This window comes from Paenibacillus sp. P4_E11, assembly GCF_056401635.1.
This window is the reverse complement of sequence record NZ_JBFUIX010000007.1, coordinates 75,788-100,831: the sequence shown is the minus strand read 5'-3', so window position 1 is coordinate 100,831 and position 25,044 is coordinate 75,788. Positions and strand designations below refer to the sequence as shown.

Sequence of the window (25,044 nt, the reverse complement as noted above, 5' to 3'; positions counted from 1 at the left end):
TGTAACCGTTTACAGTCTTATAATATTATATGATGCAAGAAATAATACTTCAACAAAAATCAGTTATTTATGATATTAAATTTCTAAAATCTTCTCCGTGCTGAACCAATTGTTATATCCCGCCCAGTGTATCCTCCAGCGTATCCCACTGCCTGGCTGTCCATAGCATTTCGTTCACGAACCGCTCGACGACACGATCACTTCGATCCATTCCCTCATGCAGCCACCAGAACGATTCCACGCACCAGATGTGCTTGACCGCTTGCAGCATACTGCCCTTGGGAAGTTCCTTATAGCAGCGGTACCCTTCGGCGAATGCGGCTGCGATTTCTTCCCGGAACGTACCGTCTTGCCAAGCGCAAGACAGAATAGCCCGCCCGACATCCAGCCGAGGAAATGAATAGCRGACCCGATCAAAATCAACGATGGCGGCTAATGAGCTGTCATGAAACAGCAGATTATCTGTCCACATGTCCAAATGCGTCCAACCTGGCGAGCCATCTTTGAAATCCCGGTCATGGATACGTTCGATCACTTCTTTTTGCAGCAGTAATGCAGATTGAAAGTGTCCATTCCCTGTCGTAAGCGCCCGGCTCCACCTAGTCTCCCATGTCTGCTCCATCTCCTGACGACATACTTGCCATAAGGGGACCAGGTCCCTTGTACGCCCGCCGCCATCTATCCATAGATCGTCCGTCTCATTCCAAACCTGGTGCATCTGTGCCGCAGCGGCTCCAAGACTGTACATTTGACGTCCATTCAGCGAACTCGAATCTACTATACTCCCCTTGCATAGCTCCATCACGACGAATCGTTCCCCTTCATCCGTCACTTGGATATACGGCAGATTGCCATCGGGAGTAAGCAACGCGGGGCATGCTCCGCCCTTGCTATTCAATGCCGCGTGCAGCTGCAAGGCGAGCTCTATCTCTTCCCAGATCTGTGGCTCGTATCTCGAGTATCGATCCCGGTTATAACTTTTGACGAACAAAGCCCCTCTATTGGATTCCATGATCCACTTCTCGTTCAAATGACCGCGGAAAATCGGGGTTGCCGTATCAACGCGAATATCGAACGAACGCTCGAGAGAATAGGTGATTTGTTGCAGCAGGTTGCGCGGTGTCGCTTGATTCATTAATTCATCATCTCCTCTTGGATTAACCCTGTACCAACTCTTGGAGCAAGCCTACTTGGACTCATCGATTCCTACAACTTCGAGCCCGAGTAATTAAACTCCTTTACAGAAGTGCGAAATATACCTTGCATTATAGAGTACTATGTATTATATATATTGTTGAGGTGGTGCATTCTGGAAATTAACAAAGAACTACTCAAAGGCAACATCGACACCATATTGCTTGCTCTTCTGTCCCGGCAATCGATGTATGGCTATGAGCTGGCCAAGTCGGCAAGAGAACGGAGCAAGGCGAACTTCGAACTCAAGGAAGGCACGATGTATCTAGCGCTCAAACGGCTGGAGCAGCAGCTTATGATCGAATCCTACTGGAGCGACGAGGAAGGTGGAGCCGGTGGGCGGCGTAAGTACTACCGCATAACCGCTGACGGGGTTCGTTATTATGCACAGAAGCGGAGAGAATGGGAATTTATTAAGCAGGTATTGGACGAATTTCTGAAGGAGGGCGACGAGGATGCAAGCCATTGAACAGTATATCGATACGTTATTCCGACATGTGCTGGTAACCGAGGAAGTGATCGAGACGAAGCAGGAATGGAAGCGTCATCTGCTGGAAACTGTAGCGGAATTGATGCAGTCAGGCCAATCCGAGAGTGACAGCTTGAAGCTGGCTATCGAGCGATTCGGTGATCACGGAAGTGTTGGCGAGCTTCTGGACCGATTCAAGCAGAGTGATTTTGCACGCAAGACATGGATGAGAGCCGACTTCAACGCAGCCAAGATCGAGAGCTCCGATATGCGGGGTATCGTGATGCGTGATGTGGATCTTACGGGTGCTGAAGTATTCGACAGCCGGCTGAACGGAATGCGAATCCACCACGGCGGTATGGCCAATCTCTCCTTAAGGCATCTGGATCTCGATGGACTTTCAATCGGATTCAGTCAGATGAACGGAGCGGTCATCCACGACTTGGGCGGACATACAACTCCAATTCGCTTCTCGGAAAATGATTTCAAGAGATCGACCATTGACCGTTGCGATCTTGAAGGGTCCGAATTCGTGAACTGCAACTTATCCGGCGTATCCATCAAGGGGTCAACATTAAGAGACAGTTGGCTTCTCCAGCCTGGAGACTACAAGCCGCTCTATATGGATGACGTGAACATGCGCGATAGCACGATTCGCAACTGTGATCTATCCGGCGTGACCATCGAAGGCTGTCAGATCGAAGGGCTCACCATCAATGGCATCCCGATCGATAAGCTGCTCGAAGTATACGAGCGAGCTCAGTAGCTCGACCCAGAAACCGCTGATCTTGATCAGCAAGCTGGCAGAAGCTTTCGATCAATTTGCATCAGACGACGAAATGCATGGTATAATCGGGTATTCCCTTGATTGACGATATTGAAGTGCATATGATTGAATTGCCGAAGCTAGATGAACAGGCCGTTCCAATTGATGGTGGTCTTATAAATTGGTTATTGTTCTTGAAAGGTGCGGATAAATCCAAGTGGGAGGTATTAACGATGCGAGAACCTACTTTGAAAAAAGCCATGACGACCTTGGAGTTTCTAAGTCAGGACGAAGAGGCCCGCAGGTTGTATGAAGCTAGACAAAAATATTTACACGATGAGGCTTCCATGCTTGAAGGAGCAAGAACAGAAGGCGTAGCAAAAGGAAAATTGGAGATGGCAAAAAAATTGTTCTCCAAAGGAATTGACATTAAATTGATAGCCGAGACCTCCGGAATGTCAGAAGAAGAAATTAGGAATATGCTGCAATAGAAGCACGGTTTACCACTTGACCAAAAACCGTCCGGCGATCCGGACGGTTTTTTTTCTAACGGTAATCAGATCTATACGAGGAAAGCATACCCTCTACCCGTAGCAGTTTTAAATGAATTGCAACTTCTCATATGACTTGCCCAGCACACCGACTGCATCACCCTTCAACCAACCGTCCATCAATGTGTAGTAGACGGAACGGAAGTCAACCTCATACTTCAGATCGCCGTTGCGGTCGAGGTCGGTCAAGCTAGGGTAAACCCCATACAGACCGCCCTTCACATTCCCGCCTAGTACGAATACCGGCGCTGCAGTCCCGTGGTCGGTACCACCACTACCGTTCTCCTTCACCCTGCGTCCGAACTCGGAGAACGCCATCGTCACTACTTCGCTCTCCAGATCTTGTGCCTCCAAGTCTTGGTAAAAGGCTTGAAGGCCCAAGTCGAGCTCCTTCAACAGACTAGCGTGCTGCTCCTTCTCCTGCGCATGATCGTCGAATCCGCCAAGCTGGACATAGAACACCCGCGTTCCAGATTTGCCGGCCAACATCTTCGCGACAAGTTGAAGGTCTTTGGCAAAATTGCCTTTCGGATATTCGACTTTGTTCTGATAGTCTGGGCTAAGCGAATGGATCGCCTCCACACTATTATAGGCATCGATACCCCGCTGGCAAGTTACTTTCAGCTGCTCGCCTTGCCGCTCAGGATCATACATATCGAGGAAAGCCTTGGCAATCCGATTCTGATCAGCAACAGGTGTCTTGGGATCGAGGAAATTGAACGTTTCCATTGTCTGAATGACAGGGACATTAACCTGGTCGCCATTGAACACTTTGCTCGCATTGTTGCCAACCTGAACGGCTTTCAGCGGATTGCGGACGGTTCCAAGTGAAGATTGCACATACCGCCCCAGCCAGCCGGAATGCGACAGCTTCTCAGGGACAGCCGTCTCCCAAATGTCCATGGAGCGGAAGTGCGAACGATCCGGATTCGGATAGCCCACACCTTGTATGACAGCCAGCTTACCGTTCTTGTACATCTCATGAAGGCCGACCAAGCTGGGGTGCAAGCCAATCTGCCCGTTCAAGGCCAATACTTCATCCTCTGTAACTTTGAGTGTCGGTCGCGCGTCGAAATAACCACCTAATCCATAGGGAATGACGGTATTCATCCCATCATTGCCTCCAGACAACTGAACGACGACCAACACGGGGGACTTCACTGCTAATCCCGTCCCAGATGCTGCCCCGGTAGAGTCCGCTTGATCAGCCAACGCTGCATCCGTAATTAATGCATGGCCCTGCTGATTCAGGAACAACGGAACACCCAGTCCAAGAGTCGCGAACAAGGCGGTCCCTTTGATCAACAGCTCTCTTCGAGTCATATGTTTCATTATGTTCGCCTCCTCTCACTTCATCTGGGCTTCCGGACTAATCAGCAGCAGTTGCAGCAACCCGCGCATTCCATTGATCTTGGATTTGGCGTATAGGAACGTATCTTCCGCATACCGGACCATCGCTGTCTCGGTTTGCTTACCGAGTGACCCGATTCCTGCATATCGGCTCCACACCCATACATAATCCTGGGCCTCAGCCCCGGCTGCAAGATTGTACGGTCGTTCCGTGAACATCGTACTCTTCACTTTCTTGGCTATCGATTCCGCGAACTGATAGCGGGCCAACAGAGAGGACGACATGAGCCAGGAAGTCCCTTCTACCCAGCCGGACACATCTGGCGGCAAAAACAACTCCTGCCCCATCTTGCGCATCGCAGACACGTAGCCTTTCGACAACGGAATCTGATAGGCGCGAATAATCCAGGCCACATATTCGGCGGGAGACTTGATGATCGCCCGGCGATATTCAGTCTTGTAGAATCTCTCTGACAGGAACAGCTTATGGAGTACATCGCCTACCGTAGCGCTATCCTTGAAATCTGCGGCTACTTGATTGACCCATTCTTCTGGTGGATCGGCCGTTGCAAAAGCCTGCAGAAGCTTGGAAGCCATATGCCGAGAAAGCGCTGCCTGATGGAACAAGACGTCAACGACGGTATGCTCGTTGAAGTTACCGCTTTCACTCAACACTTTCTTCGTACCGGTATCGTGCTGCTTCGAATTGAAGCTGATCTTATAATTGTCTTCCTTGTTGACCGACCAGCCTGTGAATGCACGCGCAGCTTCCTTGACATCCTCCTCCGAGTAATTACCGATGCCTAGGGTGAACAGTTCCATCACTTCCCGGGCATAGTTCTCATTCGGCTTGCCCTTCTTGTTGCTGTTCCCGTCCAACCAGATGACCATCGCCGGGTCCTTCCCGACTTCGATCAACAGATCGTAGAAGCTCCCCAGCGCATACTTGCGGAACAGCTCGTTCTGCTGCACCATAAGCGACACATTGTTTACCTTCCGAAAGGAGGTCGCGAAGTGATCGTGCCAGAACAACGTCATTTTCTCCGTAAGCGGAGCGCTAGTCTCGGTCATCCGATATAGCCAATACGTCTGATAATCGCTGATAGCGGTCGTGCTCAGATTTTTCCCATCTGCCAACACTTCCTCGATCGGCAGCAAGGTTCGCGCCTCTCCGAACAGCGGTTCACCGGTAATCAGCCTACGCACCGTCTCCTCCTTGCCAAGCCGCAGCGCTGCAGCAATGTCATCAGGCGATGTATGAAAGGTCGTTCGATTCAGTAGATGCACCGCCTCTTGTTCCGTCCACGCAGAAGCCATCCTATCTCCTCCTACTCCCACTTCAAGCGGCATTCTCTATACGATCATTATACTCGTAATTTGTTACAAAAGATTGACTACAATTTATTTGAACCCAGAACGGATTATAGTACAATTACTTGAGTGTTTACTTGTATATTTCTGGAGGGGTCCGTGTTGAAAAGCTTGCAGTCCCGCATCATCCTGTCTCTTACCGTTGTTCTACTCCTTTCTGGCTGTCTGCTTAGCGTGGTGTTATACCGGGCGAGTGCTGATTTAATTACGAAGGCATTAGGCGATCAAGCCAAAGTCATAGCCGAACAGGCCGCCAAGAAGATCAAGCTCGAGCCCTACCAGACTTTATCTGCGGAATCCCCTTATTATCAAGAGCTCCGACTCCTGTTGAATGAAATGAAACTTACATACGGCTTGAAATATTTGTATACGATGGGACAGCGGGATCGCAACGGGGAGAGCGAATATTATTATGTGGTGGACGGCGCTCCGCTGGAAGCCAAGGAAGATTTCTCAGCGTTTGGAAAAGTGGAATCCGAACCGTATCCCGCTCTTGCCGCAGTATTCACTCAGAAATCCGTACAAATCGGAGATTTGTCGAACGATCAATACGGCGCCACGTTGACAGCTTATGTTCCGATTAAGAACGCTTCTGGTGAGATGATAGGGGTAGTTGGAGCGGATTTCGACGCTAGTTCTGTCTATGACCGGCTGCAGCAAAATCGCATATTCATCATCTGGCTTACCGCCGCTATGCTGCTGCTGTCAATTGCGGCCATATGGCTGATCGCCAAAATATTAATTCAGCCGTTAAAGCGACTGAATGCCGTCATCACCGTAGTACAATCCGGCGATCTTCGGGTTTCCGTGGAGACAGGACGATCGGATGAGATCGGCATGTTATCCCGCAGCTTCCAACGGATGGTCGATGATCTATCCGCGATCATCCGTGGAATCCGCGACAATGCTTCACAGCTGCAGCACGCCTCCCATCAGTTGGCTGAAACCGCCGAACATACGGGACAATCAGCCGAGCAGGTCACATCAGCCATTCGGGAAGTGGCCACGGGTTCTGCCGTACATATGAAGCAAGTCGGCGAGACGGCCCGCTCGATGGAGAGCGTGAGTGCAGCCATTGAGCGAATAGCCGGATCAAGCGCCATCGCCAGTAGCGCTTCGCTTGCAGCCATGACCGAAGCGAAGCACGGAAATGCGCAGGTGGACAAAGCGATGTCGCAGATGGAGACGATCGTCTCCACGACGAACACACTCGCCGAGAGCATCGCGCAGTTGGAGCATCGCTCTGCAGAGATCGGCCATATTGTGCAGACAATGACAGGCATTGCCGCGCAGACGAATATATTGGCGCTGAACGCCTCGATCGAAGCCGCTCGCGCCGGCCAGCACGGCCAAGGCTTCTCCGTCGTAGCCGGCGAAGTACGCAAGCTCGCCGCGCAATCGCAGCAATCCGCGCAGCAGATCGCAGCACTGATCGAGCAGACGGCGGCGGACACCGACAACGTCGTGACCGCCATCCAGGCTGGCACGGCCGAGGTGCAAGCCGGCATGCAGGCCGTGCACGACGCGAATCGCACGTTCCACGCGATTCAGGCGGAAGTCGAGCGCGTAACCGAACAGGTTCGCGACGTGTCGACCGCCTCGCGCGAGATTGCCGCCGGCTCGCAGATTGTGCGCCAGTCGGTGAGCGAAATGGAACGCATCACGCGCGATGCCGTCGGCCACAACCATGCGATCGCGCAATCGTCCGAGCGGCAAGCCGCTGCGCTGGAGCAGATGACGGGCGCGACCGAATCGCTGAACGAGCGCGTCGAGCAGTTGAACGCGATGATCGCGCGGTTCAAGGTGTAGAAGATTGAAAGACGCGAATGATGGATATCGATGAAGCCTTACATCAATAAATAAAAGCCGATCCCTAAGTCGTCAAGACTCGGGAATCGGCTTTCCTCTTACTCATTTGTTATTATCTCATGATTCAGAGCTTAGCGGGTCAACCAAATCTTCGTTTCACCCGGCTGCACATGCAGCTGCACTTCCTTATACTTGCAGCCGTACCGGATCACATTGGTGACTCGGGCAAGCTCAGCTCCGTTGTCGACCGCAATGCCCCAAGGATGCTCCGACGTTCCGAACTCCTCTTCATTGTAAGCAAACAGCACGGTTATACCTTCGATCTCCGTATCAGCCGTTGAGACGATACGACCTTGAGCGGACTCGCCTGCCTCTCCAGCTGACCATTCGACGGTAATTTGACGACGTTTATCGAACCACTTCAGAATTTGCTCGCCAGTCCACCAATCCAAACCTTGACTTCGGCCATATTGGACAAGCTTCACCATGATATCGCCGACTTGGCTCTCAACCGCGACCATATAGGGATGGAATAAGAAATGAGCGACCCCATATACGTCCCGCGCCCTGTCGGTCAAGGCAAACGCTTCTTCCGCTGTACAGCGCATTGGAAATGGCGGGTCCCATGACAGTGTAGGCAGGCTGACGACGTTCGTCGCATGCTGGCCCGTAGAGGGATCGAACGATAGGAACGGATGTGATGTACCGGCCAGGAATCCTTTATTGCCTTGCTTCGTGCCGCCTCTCGTCTGCTCCATCCGGATCCCTTGACGCTCGCACCATTGCAACAATTGGAAATCGCCTTCCCAGCGAAGATAATGGTTCTTGTTCGAAACGATCTTCTGATCTGGGAACTGCTCTTGCAGCATATCGAATTGATATTTGAAGTGGGACTCTTTCCATTGGCTCTCCGGTATTTCCGAGCCTAATGCATTATAGTGGAGTGCCACTTCGTGTCCTTCGGCGACGATCCGGCGATTCACGTCCTCCGGATAACCTGGCATAATGATACACCATGTAGAATGAACGCCAGCTTCAGCCAATCGGTCGAGTGTGGTATGTGCCTGATCGACAATGTTCCGGTCCGTATCGTGAGAGATATGCCCGAGCGCGGATATTCCATCCGGCCACAGCCACAACTGTCCGAACGTCTGACCAGCTTCTGTGAATAGCTGATGAATGAGCCGCATGAAGAGAATCCGCCATTCATCCACAATCGGATGAAGATAGAACGGAGCGCCTTCCGGTATTACGGCATTGCGGTCGCGATTCCAATCCAGCACACAAGCGTCATCTGCCTTCAGAATGTTATCGTCAATCGCCCCCGTCCCGTCCGGTGCAGCCGGTCCGTCCTTGATTACCTTCATGCCCTGTTGAATGAGACTGAATGTCTCCATTAAGTTGACCGCCAGCAAGACGGCCTTCCCTCTGCCAATCGACTTGACCGCTAATGCCGGGAACGACTCACGTAATACCCCGTTCCGGCGTACGAGCTGCCCCCACTTCTGTAGATTCGCTCCTCCATCAACACTGTCGTCCGCAGCTTCTACGCTTTCCAGCACACATATAGAACCGAAGAAGTGAAAGGAGCTAAGCAGATCTTCCGCGATAGAAGCTATTCCCCAATCCACCCAGCCTTCGGTTATGTTCACGTCATTGCTGACAGTCGTCACACCGTACAGTCGGTCCAGGCCAAACAACCCTCCGATTGCGAGTATGGTGTTGCCGTCGCGGCAATAAGCTTCACAAGCTTGCTCCCACTGAGGATCATCACTCTCTCCAACCACAATGGTCAGCCCTCCTGGTAGCTGTGCCATCCAAGATGACGGGGACCATTTCGTATAAGACAGGCCAAGATAGGTCAATAATTCGAATACATATTCTGTATAGCTAACGCGTCCTTCTGCACGGATCATTTGACATTGTGGTTCATTCCATATGATATGAATCATGAATAATGTCCCTTCTTACGCAATCATTTGCGAGGTTTAATAGCCATTACCTGCGATTGGACAAATGCCAGCCGCCTACGAATGGAGCGTTGCCCTTGTCGCCTTCGAGCAGCTCTTGATAGTTCTCGGCTACTTTGCGATAGGCCGCTGCATATTGCTCGATCTGTTCAGGACGGAAATGCTTGAACCATGGAATGGAGTAAACTAGCTGCCCTATCTTGTCGCTGACCGGTAAGCTGTTATCCAGCTCCCGAACATCGCGGCTTGCATGGGCAATACGAGTCGGCTTCCCGTGACCATACACGTCGGCGTCGTGCAAAAGAGCATGCTTGTGCATCGGCAAGTTACAGCCCGGACCCGCGATAGCGCCTTCGGCCTGGACCGCTTCACAGAAGCGAGTAACCGACAGGCCACCTAGCTCTTCCGGCACGAAGTGTCCATGCGCCGCATACCAGCCAGCCATCGTGCTATCTGTGCCTGGCGCGGTGCGGTGCGGGCGAAGTCCTGGAACGCCGTCGAGCAGATCCCAGAAGTAGTTCATCGCCTTATCGATCTCAGCACAGCGTTGATCGTAATACTTGAGCTGTACGCGGCCCATCGCAGAGCTCACCTGATGCATGCGATATTTGTACCCGCCAAGCGGTAACCCGGTGAATGGTTTCAACTCCGGACTCTCAATCTTTGCACCGAAACGCTCGTAATGCCCTAGCGACAGTGCGCGCTCATACATGTTCAGATCGTTCGTGAGCAGCATCCCAGCTTCGCCAACGGCAAGCGACTTGCCAGCCATCAGCGACATCGCACTGACATGTCCGATCGTACCAAGTCTTCTTCCTTTATAGTAGCCTCCTTGCGCGTGGGATACGTCTTCGATCACTTTCAGATTGCGTCGCGCGGCAATTTCCATGATCGGATCCATGTCGGCCGGGTGTCCCAAATAATGCACGACCATAATGGCCTTCGTCTTCTCACCGATTCGGTGTTCAATATCGTTAGGATCTATGCATAACGTGACAGGGTCCAGATCAGCAAATACGACGGTGGCCCCAAGGTTGAACGCTTGCAGCCCAGACGCCCAATACGTTACGCTTGGGCAGATGATCTCATCACCAACGCCAACACCGCAAGCATACATGGCGGCTTGCAGCGAAGCCGTCCCATTGTTGAAGCCTAGTGCATAATCCATATGGAGCCATGCCTTGAAATCTTCTTCGAATTTGGCTGTAATATCCGTGTTGGACATAGAGCCGGAACGGATAACTTCAAGTACAGCTTGCTCGTCTTCCTCTGTTACGATTGGCCACTTGAATAGATTGCCCACTTCCATTGTAACCGCTTTAGTACCGCCTAATAAGGCTAGCTTGGACTGTGCAGATACTGTCATCCCTTTACCCCTCCCAGTTGTTTTCAAAGTCAAGTCCATTCTACATCTTCTTCTCCACCTGTTACATACCTATTTTTTGATATTCATAGCTATTTTTATGGATGAACAGAAAAAAGACCTCGCAGCCAAATAGCTGGAGGTCGAAGTGTTGGGTATTAGGGCTAAAGCGATAATGATTAGCAATCGAAGTACAGACCGTACTCGTGCGGATGAATGCGAATGGCTACTGCCTTAGCTTCGCCGCGTTTCAACTCGATGTAGTTGTTGATGAAGTCTTGGCTGAATACGCCGCCTTGCGTCAAGAACTCGCTGTCGACTTCGAGAGCGTCAAGTGCTTCGTCAAGCGTACCAGGTACGCTGCGGATTTCGTTCTTCTCCGCATCGGACATTTCATAGATATTCTTATCGAAAGGACCGTAGCCAAGAGCGGTTGGGTCGATTTTCTTCTGGATTCCATCAAGACCAGCAAGCAACATAGCGGCAAATGCCAAGTACGGGTTAGCCGTGGAGTCCGGAGTCCGGAACTCGATGCGGCAGCCTTTTGGTGTAACAGCAGCAATCGGAATACGTACGGCAGCGGAACGGTTTCCTTTGGAGAATACAAGGTTGACCGGTGCTTCGTAACCAGGTACGAGACGTTTGAAAGAGTTCGTGCTCGGGTTCGTCAAAGCGATCAGAGCTGGTGCATGGTACAGAATACCGCCGATGTAGTGCATAGCCATTTCACTCAAGTTCGCGTAATTGCCTTTTTCATAGAAAAGAGGGGTGCCATCGTTGAAGATCGATTGGTGAACGTGCATCCCGGAACCGTTGTCGCCGAACAATGGCTTAGGCATGAATGTAGCAACCTTGCCGTACTGGTGAGCGGTGTTGTGCACAATATATTTGTATTTCAAGAGGTTGTCGGCTGTCTTAGTCAAGGTGTCGAAGCGGAAGTTGATCTCAGCTTGACCGGCTGTTGCAACTTCGTGGTGATGACGCTCAATGCGAAGGCCTGACTCAGCCAGCAAACGGCACATTTCACTGCGAATGTCTTGTTGGCTATCCATGGGAGCTACAGGCACATATCCGCCCTTAACCGGTACCTTGAAGCCCAGGTTGCCGCCTTCTTCCTTACGACCGGAGTTCCATGCTGCTTCATTGGAATCCACTTCGAAGTACGATTTGTTCATACCAGATTCGTAACGGACATCGTCGAAGATGAAGAATTCGGACTCAGGAGCGAAAAACGCAGTCGTTCCGATTCCAGTGGTTTGCAAGTATTCTTCGGCTTTTTGCGCGATCGAACGCGGGTCGCGATCATAACGCTCGCCGTTTGGCAAATGAATGTTACACATAATGACCAATGTAGGGTGGGCTGTAAAAGGATCTACGTACGCCGTTTCCGTATCCGGCATCATAACCATATCGGATTCTTCAATTCCGCGAAAGCCTGGGATAGACGAACCGTCAAACGCTACGCCGTTCTCGAATGTCTCTTCTTCTACTTCAGTGGATGGCAAGCTGATATGGTTCGCTTTACCGGTCAACCCGACAAAACGGAAATCAACCCACTCAATATTTTTTTCCTTAATTAGTGACATTACGTTTTGGACTGACATGTTCATATCCCCCTATATCCGAACGATTTCGGTAAAATTGATCATCATTGTTCAAGTTTTCAATGATTATGGATTTATTATAAAACGACGCGTTTTCAACCGTCAATACTTATGTAAGGTATTTTTTGCGCTCATGTCAGCTTTGCTTACATGAAAGCGGTTTTTTTCACAATTTCGTCAAAAAGCTTGAACAACAAGAAAACCCGGCCTACGGCAAGGTCCTTGGTGGTTGTGGCGCGTGGGGAGGGCATGGGAGGAGATTCCGACCGTTGTTGAAATTTTGTTCCTATGATTGTATGTTTCGGTGTGAACAAGATTTCAAAGACGGACGCTCCGCTTCTCCACCCCTTCCCATACCCTCTCTCGTTCTTCTTTCGTTTTTGGAGTTTCGTTTTCCAAATGGCATCTACTTCCGGAATGCTGCAAAAGTGCAGGATTTTCTCCCTTTCGGATGCAAACGGATCAAAAATCATGTACTTTTGCAGGATTTTTTCGAACGTGTGCACAACAATCGCATTCTACATAGTAGCAATCACCACTGAACCTCATTGATCAACTAATTCGAGCTTAACTGCATACTTCAAGACAAGCAACTATGGGGACAGTCTCCAGTCTCCCTCAGAACCCCAAAAACATACAAGGATAATCGCCTCACGGCGTCCTTTGACGCCGTGAGTTTGTCGAGACGATGAACAAGCAGCGAAGTTAATCATTCTGAATCAATAAAAAATCCCCGCCCTTGTGGGAGCGGGAATCCGAGTAGATGTGAGTTCGATCAACGCTTAAACGAAACTGTGCGATTTAACCGTATTGAACGTTTTGCCGCAGAGTGGTGCCAGCTTCTCAAGATCAACCAACAATTGTGCGAACTGATCCGGGAACAAGGATTGAACACCGTCTCCCGTCATGGAATTGTCTGGATCGGTATGCATCTCGACAATCAGGCCGTCGGCACCTGCCGCAACCGATGCCTTGCTCATCCGTTCTACCAATTCGCGTCGACCTGTGCCATGACTAGGATCTGAGATTACCGGGAGATGGCTAAGCTGCTGAAGGACAGGAATAGCTGTCAGGTCAAGCGTGTTGCGCGTGTAGGTCTCGAACGTACGAATTCCGCGTTCGCAGAGCATAACGTTCGGATTGCCGCCAGCCAATATGTACTCGGCGGCATTCAGGAATTCGTCGTACGTGGAGCTGAAGCCCCGCTTCAGAAGAACAGGTCGATCGGTCTGACCCAGCTTGCGGAGCAGATCGAAGTTCTGCATGTTGCGCGTTCCGACTTGGAGAATATCGGCGTACTCCGCGCACACGTCCACATATTCCGGAGTCATGACTTCTGTTATCGTCAACAGTCCGTGCTTGCGTCCGGCTTCAGCCATCATGACCAATCCTTCGACACCTACGCCTTGGAAGCTGTACGGTCCTGTTCTTGGCTTAAATGCTCCGCCTCGAAGTACTTGGCCTCCCGCTTGCTTAACCAACCGAGCGATCTCATCGATCTGTTCAGGCGATTCAACCGCACACGGTCCACCCATAATGACGAGCTCATCTCCACCGATCGATACATCCTTAATCCGGATCACGGTGTTGTCGGGATGGAAATCACGGCTAGCCAGCTTGTAAGACTTGGATATCTTGATGACGTTCTCGATACCGCTCATTTGACGGAGCTGCTCGGCTAACTTAGGATCAGCTTTGCCAATAATACCGATGACGGTTCGATCCACACCCTTCGATACATGCGCTTGCACGCCGTTCTTCTCAATATGATGTACAATCTCGGCAATACGTTCGTCAGATACTTGATTGGATGTTATGGCTATCATGGATGAACACTCTCCTAATGGTATATTATTCCACGCTTAAAAGCGTAGACGCTGTGACGCTTGTTCGCTTTTAAGCTTCTATGCTTTTATGCTTTTAATCGCTAAAGCAACTATACAATGAAAAGGAAGCTCCCGTCAAGCATCAAAATGACTCCAGCTTATGGAAGCTTCCGAATTAAGATCATATTCACTTCTTTTCCTGTGCGTGTATCAGCAGCTGAGCCCTGCGTGTTTTTCGCTTCTCGGTCCTCTTAGCTGTGTAAAACTCCAGCATGAATTTGATCGGGAAGTAGAACAACAAGCCGAGCAACACACCGTCCACCATTCCACCTAAAATGAGCTTGATATTCATATAGAGCATTTTTTTGAGCCAATGAGGTAAGAATGAGATCCATTCATTAAAATGATCGGGGACGATCCATCCACCAACTTTATTATTGAAGAAAGCCATGGGAATATAAATGATTTTGCCGAATACGAACCCGATTAACGCTCCAGCCAAGCTTGCCCGAAACATGTACACTAACGGAAAGATTAAGAAGAAGGCCAGTCCAAATGTAGGTAAGGTGAACATCTCAATGGCTAAACCAATTGCGAACCCGATGGCTACTTTGGCGGCGCCCCCCTTAGCGCGAAATAACTGCAAATATTTAAATTTGAACCAGCGGCGTATGCCCACTAATGTCAGACGCGTCGCCTTGGTAGACCCTCTTGTTGCCCGGTTCGTCTGCTCGCCCACTGTTATTCATCCTATCCTGAGTAATCGGGCCTATATATACTCTACTATCTACGGCACCGCTACTCCCCATTATACCTGAATTCATAGAAAACCACCAACGAACTTGTTATGTATCAGGTATTGGTTGGAACTGGTTAGAACACGAACACATAATTGTTAAAGTATCCGATAATGAACACGATATGGAACATGAACGCAAGCAAGGCGTACCCGGCTACAACCATCAATCGATGTCGGAACATCTCCACTAGGTATAAGTAAAACGGGAAACATACCGTCATATATCTCGGAATGCTGGCCAAATGTTCACCACTGCTGAATGGAATGATCATGAGCAGAAGACCGGCTCCGAACAAGAGTAATTGATGTCCTTTCCTGGACAGACTGCTCCAATTCCGAATCATGTAGATCAGATATCCGATGAATACAAGTAGAACGGACGTCGCGATCAGGAAAGAAATCAGGCCATTCTCCCACCCGGAGCTTGTCTGAAAATAGGGCTGGGTCAAGTAGCGAATGTAGCTTACAAACGGAAGTGTCGTATATCTTCCCCAGTTCAACTGCTCGTGAAGGGGCGCGAGGAAATCGCCTGTCAGCCATTTCATATAGCCGAGATAAGACGCAAGCGGGACACAGCCGATCAGGAAATACAGGAGCAATCGCCAATCCCGCCAATGAAATTTCCAAAGCTGTTTATCCAGCAAGAGCGAGCAGCAAGTGTAAGCGAAGATGACCACTCCTACATTCCGAGTAACCGTTGACAGACCCGCCAACAGGAACGCAGGAAACCACTTGCCTCGGAGTGAATAGTATACCGCCCCTGTGATCAGCATAAGAAATAAACTTTCGGTATACGGGACGGCGAAGAATATCGAAGCAGGCGCGATTAGAAGCAGACAGACCGCAATTCTTGCTTCGTAATCCTTCAGCCCCCTGATGATCGCAATCCGGTATAGGAATATCATGGATACGAGCAGGAATAGGTTCGATATGATCAGCCCCACTACGATTGGGCTCAGGCTTGTTAGTGCTGAGAACAGCCTAAGCAAGAGAGGAAACAACGGAAAGAACACCCAGTTGGCGGGTGGATGGGGCTCATCGATCCGATAGTCATCGTATCCCGTTTCCGCCATGCCTATGTAGGCGAACGTATCGGCCGTCAGGAATTGTGAGAGCTGAGGTACTTTCGTCTTCAACAAGTCGGTTTCCAACAGCATATGCTGACTTATCGTACCTGGCCATTCCACGGTTTCGTATTCAGAAGGAGTCGTATAACTCGAGAACAAGTTCATGCCGAAGTAGGACGTGACGTATACGAGTATTCTTGTGAGTATGAATATTAGGATCAGAAATCGAATCGGTCTTGTCGTAAGGGTTCTTGCTTCCATCGTTTCCAGGTTCGATCACTCATTTCGATTCCACCATACGGAGGGTTATGTATGTTCGTTACTATAATACCCGAAATGCGCTGAAATGCACAACGAAGGCAGTTAATACGTTGGACAAAAAAAAGAGGAACATCGGTTTCCCTCCGTTCCCGAATTACGCCGTACTAATCCCCGTCTCCGACAGCCGTCTTGACCGCCAACGCCTTGACCGGCGGGAGCAGCTTGCTCTTGTTGATCGTCCGTACGATTGGCCAAGTATTGGCATCCGCCGGATCGAACTGCTCCAGATACGCGATCACTTCCTTCGTAATCGGCGTAGGTGTGGAAGCACCGGAAGTGACGCCAACAATTCGCACCCCATCTAGCCATTCGAGCTTCAGCTCGGACACATCCGAGATCCGATATGCTATTGTTCCCGCGATCTCTTCCGATACTTGAGCGAGTCGATTGGAATTGTTGCTCTTCGGGTCGCCGACAACGATGACGAGATCGCACTCCTTGGCCTGCTCGGCCACCGCCTCCTGCCGAACCTGCGTAGCCAAACATATTTCATTGTGCACTTCAGCGGTCGGAAACTTGGCGATCAATTTGTTGATGATGTGCCGGATATCCCACTGGCTCATCGTCGTCTGATTCGTAATCGTGATGCGATCGGTGTGCAGTTGCAGCGTTTCAATCTCCGCTTCCTTCTCGATCAGATGCACGTTGTCGGGCGCAATCCCTATGGCACCTTCCGGCTCAGGGTGACCCTTCTTGCCGATATAGATGATCTCGTAGCCTTCTGCTACCTTTTCCCGAATCAGATCGTGCGTCTTGGTCACATCGGGACAAGTGGCATCGACGACCGTCAAGCCTTTGTCGCGTGCACGTTTCCGCACTTCTGGCGAAACACCGTGGGCTGTGAAGATAACCGTTCCCTGCTCGACCTTATCCAGGATCTCCAACCGGTCGTTCCCGTCCAGTGTAATAATCCCATCTTCTTCGAACGCTTCCGTAACGTGACTATTATGCACGATCATGCCTAATATATAGATCGGCCGAGGAAGGTCAAGATTGCGAGCTGTCTGTCTCGCTAACACCATCGCATCCACAACACCGTAGCAATACCCTCTGGGAGAAATTTTTAACACTTCCATGCCATTCATCCTTCCATCATAAGGACTGTATATCCCCACTATTATAGCGTATCCGCTACTAGGAAGGAAGCGGCATAGAGGTAGGCAGCCAAATGACGAACGTCGTGCCCAGTTCTTTCTGCGTCATGACCTCGATCGAGCCCCCATGTTCATCTATTATCCATTTGGCGATGGATAGTCCTAGCCCGGTTCCAGCTTTCGTTCCACGAGAAGGGTCAGCCCGGTAGAAACGTTCGAAGATGTGAGGTATTTCTTCCTTGTCCATCCCAATCCCCGTATCGCTGATTCTTAGACCGATCTGACGCTCTGTGCGGATAAAGTCCAGCCTGACGCTTCCCTCATCCGTGTATTTGAAGCCGTTTTCGATAAAGATGAATAAGAGCTGCTGCAAATAGTCTTTATTCCCGTTCACAATGACACCGTTGAGGGCTACGGTATCGCCTACGATCCACTCTACCGTCCTGGGAAGGAACTGCGCGCGCCGCACGACTTCATCGACCAGCGGCTTGAGCTCCACTGGATCTTTGCGAATCGTCTGGCCAGCGTCCGCACGCGCAAGTGACAGCAGGTCGTTCACCATGCGGCTCATCCGCTCGGCCTCGTCGGAGATGTCGCGCATCGCTTCCAGCGACATCTCTACGTTCTCGTCACTTACGCCGTTCACACCGGCGGAACCCGGCTTATTCGCGGAGCTCCACATCTTCTCCAGGAGCTCCACGTTGCCGCGAATCGTGGTGAGCGGCGTGCGCAGTTCGTGCGAGGCGTCGGACACGAATCGCCGCTGCGCCCGGTAGGCATCGTCGAGCTCCGTGTACATCGTCTGGATGCGTGCCAGCATCCCGTTGATCGTGTCCGTCAGCCGTCCGATCTCATCGGACGGCCCGATGTAGTCGATGCGCCGGTCAAGGTCGGCGCCCTTCTCGATGCGGTTGGCCGCTTCGATGACGCCCTCGATCGGTCGCAGCGCCTTGCGCGCCAGGAACCAGCCGACAGAGGCGGCCAGGAGCACGACGAAGAAACCGACCAGGATCAGTGTGAACTTCAGTTGGTGCAGCGTGTTGTCCATCGAGTCGGTGCTACTTGCGACCCGAAGAATGGCTACTAATTCATTTTGTAACACAAGTGAATAATTATAAACAAGCACAGATGTCTGGCCGAATTCGATGATTTCATAATACGATTGCTTTTTCGTAGCCAGATCCAATGTTTGTTTGCTTAAGGGTAAGGTCATCCCAAGGTTGGCGGATTGACTGATCGGCTCGCCATTAGGATATATAACCTGCATGACCATCCCGGTTTGAAACGTATCCAGTTGGGGAAGAGTCAATCCCAAAGAGCCTCCTCTGCGCAGGACTGGCCTGAACTGGGTGGCTACCTCGTCCCCCTTCGCTTTAACTTTATCCTTTAAATCCCCCATTAAGCTTGTGGACAACGAGAAATAGATCGCAAACCCTAGCGTCACCAAAGTTACGGCCAATATGACCGTATACCATAGGGTCAGCCGCAAACGGATCGACATGGTGTTATTCCCCTCTCAGTACGTAACCCGCTCCCCGTACCGTCTGAATGATACGCTTGCCGCCGTGCTCCTCCAGCTTCTGCCGAAGCAGGGCGATATACACCTCGAGCACGTTGGACTCGCCGCTGTAATCGTAGCCCCACACCTTCTCCATGATCAGATCCCGTGACAGGACGCGGCGCGGATTCTGCAGGAACAGATGCAACAGATCGAACTCCTTCGTCGTCAGCTCGATCGACTTCCCTTCGCGGTTCACTTCCCGCGTATCCAGATCAAGCAGCACATCCTCCGCCTGTACGCGGTGTGTCTGCTGCTCGGCCTTATCCGCGCGCCGCCGCAGCAGCGAGCGCACTCGCGCCAGCAACTCCTCCAGCGCGAACGGCTTGACCAAGTAGTCGTCTGCGCCCAGATCAAGACCCTTGACGCGATCCGCAACTTCGTCCTTGGCCGTCAACATCAAGATCGGCACTTCGCTGCCACTCTCGCGGATTCTCCGACACACTTCCCAACCGTCTAGCTGAGGCATCATGACATCCAGTACGACTAGATTCGGTTCCTCCTGCAGCAGCAGCTTAAGCCCTTCTTGCCCGTTCGATGCGGTCGCGACCGCATAGCCTTCGAACGCGAGCGAACGCTTCAACATTGAAGTGATCTTGGCGTCATCGTCGATGACGACGATCTTTTCTCTCATAATCGTCACTTCCTTCTTCCTGATATCTGATCTTCCCATTGTACCACTGATAAACAAAAGCAGGAAAGCAGTGGAGCTTACGCTTCCGGTCCGCTTTCCTGCTGACAGAGCTGCAATTGGCGCATGTGCAGCCATAATTATGACTTATTGCGGTCTCCCACGATAACGAAGGTTTCCATCTTCTTGCCATCTCTGACAATCTTCAATGTTACCTTATCGTCGGCCTTGAGTGCCTTGATCTTGGTCGTCACTTCCGTGCTATTGGACACAGCCGTTCCGTTCACTTCAATGATCACATCACCAGCTGTCAAGCCTGCCTTGGAAGCCGGGCTGCCGGATTCCACTTGTGTAATGACGGAACCTTTGTTGTTTTCCAAATTCAGCTGCTTCACCCATTCATCTTGAATATCATTCAATCCAACGCCGATATACGGTTGCGGCATCTTCACACCCGTCTTCAAGTTATCAAGAACCGCCGTCACCGTGCTCGTCGGAATAGCGAAGCCGATCCCTTGAGCTTGTGCGCTGACTGCTGTATTGATCCCGATTACTTCCCCATTCAGGTTAAGCAGAGGACCACCGGAATTCCCAGGGTTAATGGAAGCGTCTGTCTGCAACAAATGCTCGTATTTACGCGTCCCTTGGTTGTCTGGAATATCGATCGGACGTTCCTTGGCGCTTACTACACCAACGGTTACCGTGTGATCGAAGCCATACGGGTTCCCGATTGCTACAACCCACTCGCCAACCTTGATATCATCCGAGCTGCCCATCGGTAAGAACGGGAAGTCTTTGCTATCTTCAATCTTCAGTACGGCCAAGTCCAAGTTGTACTCAGAACCCATCAGCTTCGCCTTGAACGGCTTGCTGTAGCCTTGCACTTCGACTTCAATCTCAGAAGCGCCATCGACAACATGTTGGTTGGTCAAGATGTAACCCGACTTATCGAAGATGAAGCCGGAACCTAATCCGTTGGCTTGACGCTTCGTGCTGTCAGTTGGAGTTTTGGAAGAATTGCCTCCATTGCCTCCATTGCCTCCATTCCCGAAGAAGTAATTGAATATATCGTCGCTGCTAACCCCGTTGCGCTGGGATTTATTGGAGCCAGCACTAACATAAGTGTTGATCTTCACGACAGCTCCACTCGTATTGTTCACGATGTCGGATATGTTGCCGGGACGTACGATCTCATTCAATGCTGCCGTGGAAGCTCCACCATTGCCGCCATTCGAATTCACAGCTGACTTCGCCCCACCTCCGCTGTTCGAAGTCATCGCAGGGGAATTGTCGTTGCTGAACAAGTTCATTCGATCCGAGGTGAACATCAAGCCCGATACGACAACGGCACCAGCAAGGAAAGTAATGAAGTAGCTCTTCAGCGGAAATCTCTTCTTGGCCGGATTGTAGTCCCATTGGGATGGTGATGTTGGTTGTCGATTCTGCTGTCCTTGTTCGCCGTATCCGTAATAAGGTCGAAGCGGACGAGGAGAAGTGATTTCTACAGGCGTTGCTTCTCCATCGTCGCGCGATGCCGATGGCGTCTCTTCTTTCATCGAAGAGGATTTGAATGGACCATAGGAGTAGTAGTAGGACGATTTCTCCTGCGAGTGGCTGCCGGAATCCCGGCTCTCGTTGTAGGACTCTCCATGCTCTTGATCGTGTTGTCGTTCACGACGGTCGTCCTTGCCTATCGAATCGTCGCGACCTCCTTCGAAAAACTCGTTGTAATCACGTTTGTTGTTATCCATATTTATTCTCCTCCCGGGTTTGTTTGTTTAAGGTTGAATAAGATAAGTATTTATGTTTTATTCTTAGTCTTTATTTAACACGTTAAACCTTAAACCAACCTTAAAAAAAACTAAATGGGAGCTAAAAGTTTATACAGACTTGATTATAGCTGTTTCAACATGTCCTAATATGCTTTGAGCTTCGTTCACCCAATGATCTTCAACCGTGGCGTCCTTGTCCACCGGTTCCTGGAATTGATCGAGCACCGCCGCATAGACGCGAGGTTGCACTTCATTATCCAGCCCTTCGTTGTACACATGCTTCAGTACGAATGGTGTGCCAATGCTCACGGTCGTATGCGGATTGGCTGTGTTCTCGCCATCCAGCGTGCCTGCTATTACTACGAACGGAATGCGCAGCCATACTTGATGAGCCTCATCCAAGTATCGGTCGTAACAACCGTGATCGTAATCCCAGTTGCCTCCAAGTGTGAACTGATGCTGCTGCAGCACATCCTTCATCCGGTCATACTCGCCTACATAGTTTTCTAATGTTGAAGATAAGGGTCTCATGGCAATCTCCTTAGGATTTCTTTTTTCCCCTAGGATGAGCCAAATCTGACTATTCTATGTGTTATTAACGTTATGGATCCAGCCCTTTCGATGGGCGTAAATGGCCAACTGCGTCCGGTCCTCCAGCTCGCACTTCATGAGCAGATTACTCACATGTGTCTTCACCGTCTTAATGCTGATGTGCAGTTCTTCGGAGATGTCCTTATTCGTCTTCCCGTCGGCAATCAGGAGCAGCACTTCCTTCTCCCGAACCGTCAGACCTTCCGATTCCTCGCGGCCGACGGCGGAACGCTGCCTCAACCCGCGGGTCAACGCTTGCGAGACGTCAGCGTTCATCATCTGGAAGCCGCGGGAGGCGCTTCGGATCACATGCGCGAGTTCGTCGGCTGATACCGTCTTCATCACATACGTGACAGCACCCGCTTCAATCGCTTGCACCACCTTCTCATCCTCGAGGAAGCTCGTAAGAAGCACGACCTTCACAGTCGGAATAAGCCGGCACACTTCTCGGGTCGCTTCTACGCCGTCCATATGCGGCATCATCAAGTCCATCAGTATGACATCTGGTTTCCCTTCCTCATCCTGTATGCAGCTTAACTTCTCGATCGCTTCCTTGCCGTTCACGGCTTCACCCATTACGTGGAAATCAGCTTCCATCGACAAATACGTCCGCAAGCCCAGTCTTACCATATCATGATCATCCACGATCATAATCTTCGTTCGAGTTGTCATGCTACTCTTGCTCCCCTTGTGCGAATTTCGGCATATATACTTTCACCCGGGTGCCCGCGCCCGTCTTGCTTGTGATCTCCAACTCTCCACCTAGCTTCGAAGCACGTTCTCGCATCGTCGACAGTCCATAGGAATGCATCCGCTCCCCTTCCTGTTGGAAGCCTCGGCCATCATCGTTAATCTCCAGCACGTACTGATTGCCATTATCCTGCAGCACCAGATTCACATGCTGTGCCGACGCATGCTTGACGACATTCGCCATGCCTTCCTGAATAATCAGGAACAGCTGATGCTCCATCGCTTCCGACATCGTTTCGGTCAGCCTTATATCCATATTGCCCTGCAAGCCATTGTGGCGGCAATAATCCGGGAACCATTTGTCCAGCGCCTCGGCCAGCCGCTTGCCTTCCAGTTCAATCGGTCGAAGCTGGGCCAGCAGGCCTCTTAACTGCTTTTGTGTCAAGGCGGATATGTCGACCAACTGGCCCAGAATCGTCTGTGCCTGGCTGTAATCCCCTCGTTCCACCAACTTCGCCGAAGATGATGCCGACATGTGAATAGCGAACAGCTGTTGACTGACCGTGTCATGCAAATCCCGTGCCAATCGCTTACGCTCTTCGGTTACTGCTGTTTCATTGGATGGCGTGAGCAGCATGACATTTTCTTCGCCAACTTTTTGCAGCAACATGATTCGTTTTTCCAAGGAACCCGCCATGTTGTTGAAATCGCTGTAGATGCGATCGAATGGATCCAGGCCGAGTGGACGAATGCGCTCCGACAAATTGCCCCTCGATAGCTGGAGAATAGCCAAGTGCAAGGAATCGATCTTGCGCTGAAACTGAATGGCGACCATATAGCCCGCGAATAAACATAGCGCCGCTAACACCAGCATGAATTCAATCCAGACAATCTCATCCGACAACCAATCGAGCCAGAACAGGCGCGCAGCCGCCAATCCTCCGCCAAACAGAAGCAGCAGAAGCCCGAAATACCCGAGCAGCTGCCACTTGACGTTCTTTGAGTTTATGAGTATGAATTTCATCCGACCCGCTTCACCCTTACATCGCCGATAAACATGCTGACTACGATTCGCACCTGCTTCTCAGCATCCTTGTATCCAGGGGAGGCCGATTGCATGCTGCGGAACATACCGCCCTCCCTGCGCTCGAATACACTAATGTCACCCAAGAAGGAGGAAGCCGTCACGCTTACTTCAAGCTGCACATCGTTCGGCACGAACACCTTCACATCGCCGATAAAGGCGGAGATGTTAATCTTCGTCTCTCCGTATGGGATAACCGCACGAGTTAGATCCAGCTCCGTATCGCCGATAAAATGTGAGATATTCATCGGGCTAAGCTCCCAGTAGTCTTGTCCCACGTGAAGATCACCAATGAAGTTGTGTCTGTGCTGCACGCCATCATCATGGGAATGCTGGTATTGCTGGCGATGCTGTTCGCGTTGCTCCCGATGATCTCGGCGTTTATCCCGATTGTGGTTGCTCAAGTCCTTGTGCCAGCTATCCCGATGCTTGCCCCAATCTTCCTTGAGCTGCTCCTTCCAATTGTTCCAATCCTTCACGATGACTGGCTCAATCTCAGGTGGAAACGGTGCATCACCGGTTGGCGGACTTGGAGGAATCGGTGTTACAGGTGGACTTCCCGGTTCAGTCGGCTCCATGGGTTCAGTCGGAACTTTCGGCGGTTCATAGGTTGAATACGGCTGGAAGGGCGACTCCGTCGGATTCGTCCATACCGGCTCTTTCTGTTCCTTCGGCTGCTGCTTCTGGCTCTTCCTCGGCCGCAACAACATGTTCAATCCCAAGACGATCAATATGAACGGAACAAGGAATTTGAATATATCTTCGAAACCGATCTGATTAAACCACCTTAGGTTGTTGTTCAAGAATACGAGTCCGACCACAACCACGATCAGATTCCATAAGTAAGACCCGCCCCAGCCGTAGTCCAGCCTTCTCTGGATCAGAATGCCCTTCAGCCCGAACATAATCAGAATAACCGGCCAGTAGTTCTTGAACACGTAGCCTATGTCCACGCTCCAGATCCCGAGTTGATTCAGCAGAAACACTACGCCTATAGCTATCAGGATGAGCCCGCCTAAAACTTTTCCCCCTATATCGTTACGCATGCCTGTTCCCCCGTAAAATATCATTGTTAACGATTTCCTATCCCTATTGTAGTAGAAATGGCGACATAAACAAAGAGCCGTGGGGTGGAATTCGTTCTCGGTCTACAGGCGGAGGCGA

Annotated in this window: 20 protein-coding genes and 1 pseudogene; 4 read left to right on the top strand and 17 right to left on the bottom strand. The window is 50.9% G+C overall.

The features are described 5' to 3' along the window. Positions 1 to 112: 112 nt before the first annotated feature. On the bottom strand, positions 113 to 1,135 hold the full coding sequence (locus AC1DWB_RS05110) for a phosphotransferase (RefSeq protein WP_477539954.1): 1,023 nt from the start codon (positions 1,133 to 1,135) through the stop codon (positions 113 to 115). 174 nt (positions 1,136 to 1,309) lie between these two features. Here AC1DWB_RS05110 and AC1DWB_RS05105 point away from each other — a divergent pair, with 174 nt between their 5' ends. The 3 genes and pseudogenes from AC1DWB_RS05105 to AC1DWB_RS05095 form a co-directional block, all read left to right on the top strand. After that, positions 1,310 to 1,663, top strand: a complete 354-nt coding sequence (locus AC1DWB_RS05105; protein WP_477539983.1) for a PadR family transcriptional regulator — start codon at positions 1,310 to 1,312, stop codon at positions 1,661 to 1,663. Continuing rightward, positions 1,650 to 2,429 carry a pentapeptide repeat-containing protein gene (locus AC1DWB_RS05100; protein ID WP_477539953.1) on the top strand — a complete coding sequence of 260 codons (780 nt, stop codon included), beginning with the start codon at positions 1,650 to 1,652 and terminating at the stop codon, positions 2,427 to 2,429. The genes AC1DWB_RS05105 and AC1DWB_RS05100 overlap by 14 nt, the downstream gene beginning before the upstream one ends. A gap of 86 nt (positions 2,430 to 2,515) precedes the next feature. Beyond that, positions 2,516 to 2,920 (top strand): annotated as a pseudogene (locus AC1DWB_RS05095) (Rpn family recombination-promoting nuclease/putative transposase); the annotation flags it as partial. A gap of 108 nt (positions 2,921 to 3,028) precedes the next feature. Here AC1DWB_RS05095 and AC1DWB_RS05090 read toward each other — a convergent pair. Then, the gene (locus AC1DWB_RS05090; protein ID WP_477539952.1) at positions 3,029 to 4,312 is read right to left on the bottom strand and encodes a DUF1501 domain-containing protein; all 1,284 of its coding nucleotides are present in this window, start codon (positions 4,310 to 4,312) and stop codon (positions 3,029 to 3,031) included. A 15-nt stretch (positions 4,313 to 4,327) separates the two neighbouring features. Next, positions 4,328 to 5,647, bottom strand: a complete 1,320-nt coding sequence (locus AC1DWB_RS05085) for a DUF1800 domain-containing protein (protein WP_477539951.1) — start codon at positions 5,645 to 5,647, stop codon at positions 4,328 to 4,330. 156 nt (positions 5,648 to 5,803) lie between these two features. Here AC1DWB_RS05085 and AC1DWB_RS05080 point away from each other — a divergent pair, with 156 nt between their 5' ends. Continuing rightward, the gene (locus AC1DWB_RS05080) at positions 5,804 to 7,510 is read left to right on the top strand and encodes a methyl-accepting chemotaxis protein (protein WP_477539950.1); all 1,707 of its coding nucleotides are present in this window, start codon (positions 5,804 to 5,806) and stop codon (positions 7,508 to 7,510) included. Positions 7,511 to 7,641: 131 nt separating this feature from the next. Here the strand turns inward: AC1DWB_RS05080 and AC1DWB_RS05075 are convergent, their stop codons facing one another. From AC1DWB_RS05075 to liaF, 14 genes are all read right to left on the bottom strand, one after another. Then, a complete protein-coding gene (locus tag AC1DWB_RS05075) occupies positions 7,642 to 9,462 on the bottom strand; it encodes a polysaccharide deacetylase family protein (protein ID WP_477539949.1) in 1,821 nt (606 codons plus the stop codon). 46 nt (positions 9,463 to 9,508) lie between these two features. After that, the gene (locus tag AC1DWB_RS05070; protein WP_477539948.1) at positions 9,509 to 10,846 is read right to left on the bottom strand and encodes a DegT/DnrJ/EryC1/StrS family aminotransferase; all 1,338 of its coding nucleotides are present in this window, start codon (positions 10,844 to 10,846) and stop codon (positions 9,509 to 9,511) included. 176 nt (positions 10,847 to 11,022) lie between these two features. Then, on the bottom strand, positions 11,023 to 12,447 hold the full coding sequence (gene glnA, locus AC1DWB_RS05065) for a type I glutamate--ammonia ligase (RefSeq protein ID WP_477539947.1): 1,425 nt from the start codon (positions 12,445 to 12,447) through the stop codon (positions 11,023 to 11,025). A gap of 782 nt (positions 12,448 to 13,229) precedes the next feature. After that, complete coding sequence (aroF, locus tag AC1DWB_RS05060; RefSeq protein ID WP_477539946.1) at positions 13,230 to 14,273, bottom strand: 3-deoxy-7-phosphoheptulonate synthase; 1,044 nt, start codon at positions 14,271 to 14,273, stop codon at positions 13,230 to 13,232. Between the two features lie 187 nt (positions 14,274 to 14,460). Further along, positions 14,461 to 15,012 (bottom strand): DUF2062 domain-containing protein, encoded by a 552-nt coding sequence (locus AC1DWB_RS05055; RefSeq protein WP_477539945.1) that lies wholly within the window; start codon positions 15,010 to 15,012, stop codon positions 14,461 to 14,463. Between the two features lie 134 nt (positions 15,013 to 15,146). Further along, a complete protein-coding gene (locus tag AC1DWB_RS05050; protein ID WP_477539944.1) occupies positions 15,147 to 16,400 on the bottom strand; it encodes a mannosyltransferase family protein in 1,254 nt (417 codons plus the stop codon). Between the two features lie 164 nt (positions 16,401 to 16,564). Continuing rightward, complete coding sequence (locus tag AC1DWB_RS05045) at positions 16,565 to 17,536, bottom strand: 4-hydroxy-3-methylbut-2-enyl diphosphate reductase (protein WP_477539943.1); 972 nt, start codon at positions 17,534 to 17,536, stop codon at positions 16,565 to 16,567. Between the two features lie 58 nt (positions 17,537 to 17,594). Further along, positions 17,595 to 19,055 (bottom strand): sensor histidine kinase, encoded by a 1,461-nt coding sequence (locus AC1DWB_RS05040; RefSeq protein WP_477539942.1) that lies wholly within the window; start codon positions 19,053 to 19,055, stop codon positions 17,595 to 17,597. Between the two features lie 4 nt (positions 19,056 to 19,059). Next, positions 19,060 to 19,746 carry a response regulator transcription factor gene (locus AC1DWB_RS05035; protein WP_477539941.1) on the bottom strand — a complete coding sequence of 229 codons (687 nt, stop codon included), beginning with the start codon at positions 19,744 to 19,746 and terminating at the stop codon, positions 19,060 to 19,062. A gap of 137 nt (positions 19,747 to 19,883) precedes the next feature. Next, positions 19,884 to 21,494, bottom strand: a complete 1,611-nt coding sequence (locus AC1DWB_RS05030) for a S1C family serine protease (protein WP_477539940.1) — start codon at positions 21,492 to 21,494, stop codon at positions 19,884 to 19,886. A 129-nt stretch (positions 21,495 to 21,623) separates the two neighbouring features. Next, on the bottom strand, positions 21,624 to 22,046 hold the full coding sequence (locus AC1DWB_RS05025; protein ID WP_477539939.1) for a YugN family protein: 423 nt from the start codon (positions 22,044 to 22,046) through the stop codon (positions 21,624 to 21,626). A 54-nt stretch (positions 22,047 to 22,100) separates the two neighbouring features. Continuing rightward, positions 22,101 to 22,778: a response regulator gene (locus AC1DWB_RS05020; protein WP_477539938.1), complete on the bottom strand. Its 678-nt coding sequence runs from the start codon at positions 22,776 to 22,778 to the stop codon at positions 22,101 to 22,103. Position 22,779: 1 nt separating this feature from the next. Continuing rightward, positions 22,780 to 23,820 carry a HAMP domain-containing sensor histidine kinase gene (locus AC1DWB_RS05015; protein WP_477539937.1) on the bottom strand — a complete coding sequence of 347 codons (1,041 nt, stop codon included), beginning with the start codon at positions 23,818 to 23,820 and terminating at the stop codon, positions 22,780 to 22,782. After that, on the bottom strand, positions 23,817 to 24,926 hold the full coding sequence (liaF, locus tag AC1DWB_RS05010) for a cell wall-active antibiotics response protein LiaF (RefSeq protein ID WP_477539936.1): 1,110 nt from the start codon (positions 24,924 to 24,926) through the stop codon (positions 23,817 to 23,819). Before liaF ends, AC1DWB_RS05015 begins: the two co-directional genes overlap by 4 nt. Between the last annotated feature and the right edge of the window lie 118 nt (positions 24,927 to 25,044).

Excerpts from the sequence above, each read along its gene's own strand:
- AC1DWB_RS05100 (WP_477539953.1), top strand. The coding sequence starts at position 1,650 with ATGCAAGCCATTGAACAGTATATCGATACGTTATTCCGACATGTGCTG.
- AC1DWB_RS05090 (WP_477539952.1), bottom strand. The coding sequence starts at position 4,312 with ATGAAACATATGACTCGAAGAGAGCTGTTGATCAAAGGGACCGCCTTG.
- AC1DWB_RS05085 (WP_477539951.1), bottom strand. The coding sequence starts at position 5,647 with ATGGCTTCTGCGTGGACGGAACAAGAGGCGGTGCATCTACTGAATCGA.
- AC1DWB_RS05075 (WP_477539949.1), bottom strand. The coding sequence starts at position 9,462 with ATGATTCATATCATATGGAATGAACCACAATGTCAAATGATCCGTGCA.
- AC1DWB_RS05070 (WP_477539948.1), bottom strand. The coding sequence starts at position 10,846 with ATGACAGTATCTGCACAGTCCAAGCTAGCCTTATTAGGCGGTACTAAA.
- glnA (WP_477539947.1), bottom strand. The coding sequence starts at position 12,447 with ATGTCAGTCCAAAACGTAATGTCACTAATTAAGGAAAAAAATATTGAG.
- aroF (WP_477539946.1), bottom strand. The coding sequence starts at position 14,273 with ATGATAGCCATAACATCCAATCAAGTATCTGACGAACGTATTGCCGAG.
- AC1DWB_RS05050 (WP_477539944.1), bottom strand. The coding sequence starts at position 16,400 with ATGGAAGCAAGAACCCTTACGACAAGACCGATTCGATTTCTGATCCTA.
- AC1DWB_RS05045 (WP_477539943.1), bottom strand. The coding sequence starts at position 17,536 with ATGGAAGTGTTAAAAATTTCTCCCAGAGGGTATTGCTACGGTGTTGTG.
- AC1DWB_RS05040 (WP_477539942.1), bottom strand. The coding sequence starts at position 19,055 with ATGTCGATCCGTTTGCGGCTGACCCTATGGTATACGGTCATATTGGCC.
- AC1DWB_RS05035 (WP_477539941.1), bottom strand. The coding sequence starts at position 19,746 with ATGAGAGAAAAGATCGTCGTCATCGACGATGACGCCAAGATCACTTCA.
- AC1DWB_RS05030 (WP_477539940.1), bottom strand. The coding sequence starts at position 21,494 with ATGGATAACAACAAACGTGATTACAACGAGTTTTTCGAAGGAGGTCGC.
- AC1DWB_RS05025 (WP_477539939.1), bottom strand. The coding sequence starts at position 22,046 with ATGAGACCCTTATCTTCAACATTAGAAAACTATGTAGGCGAGTATGAC.
- AC1DWB_RS05020 (WP_477539938.1), bottom strand. The coding sequence starts at position 22,778 with ATGACAACTCGAACGAAGATTATGATCGTGGATGATCATGATATGGTA.
- AC1DWB_RS05015 (WP_477539937.1), bottom strand. The coding sequence starts at position 23,820 with ATGAAATTCATACTCATAAACTCAAAGAACGTCAAGTGGCAGCTGCTC.
- liaF (WP_477539936.1), bottom strand. The coding sequence starts at position 24,926 with ATGCGTAACGATATAGGGGGAAAAGTTTTAGGCGGGCTCATCCTGATA.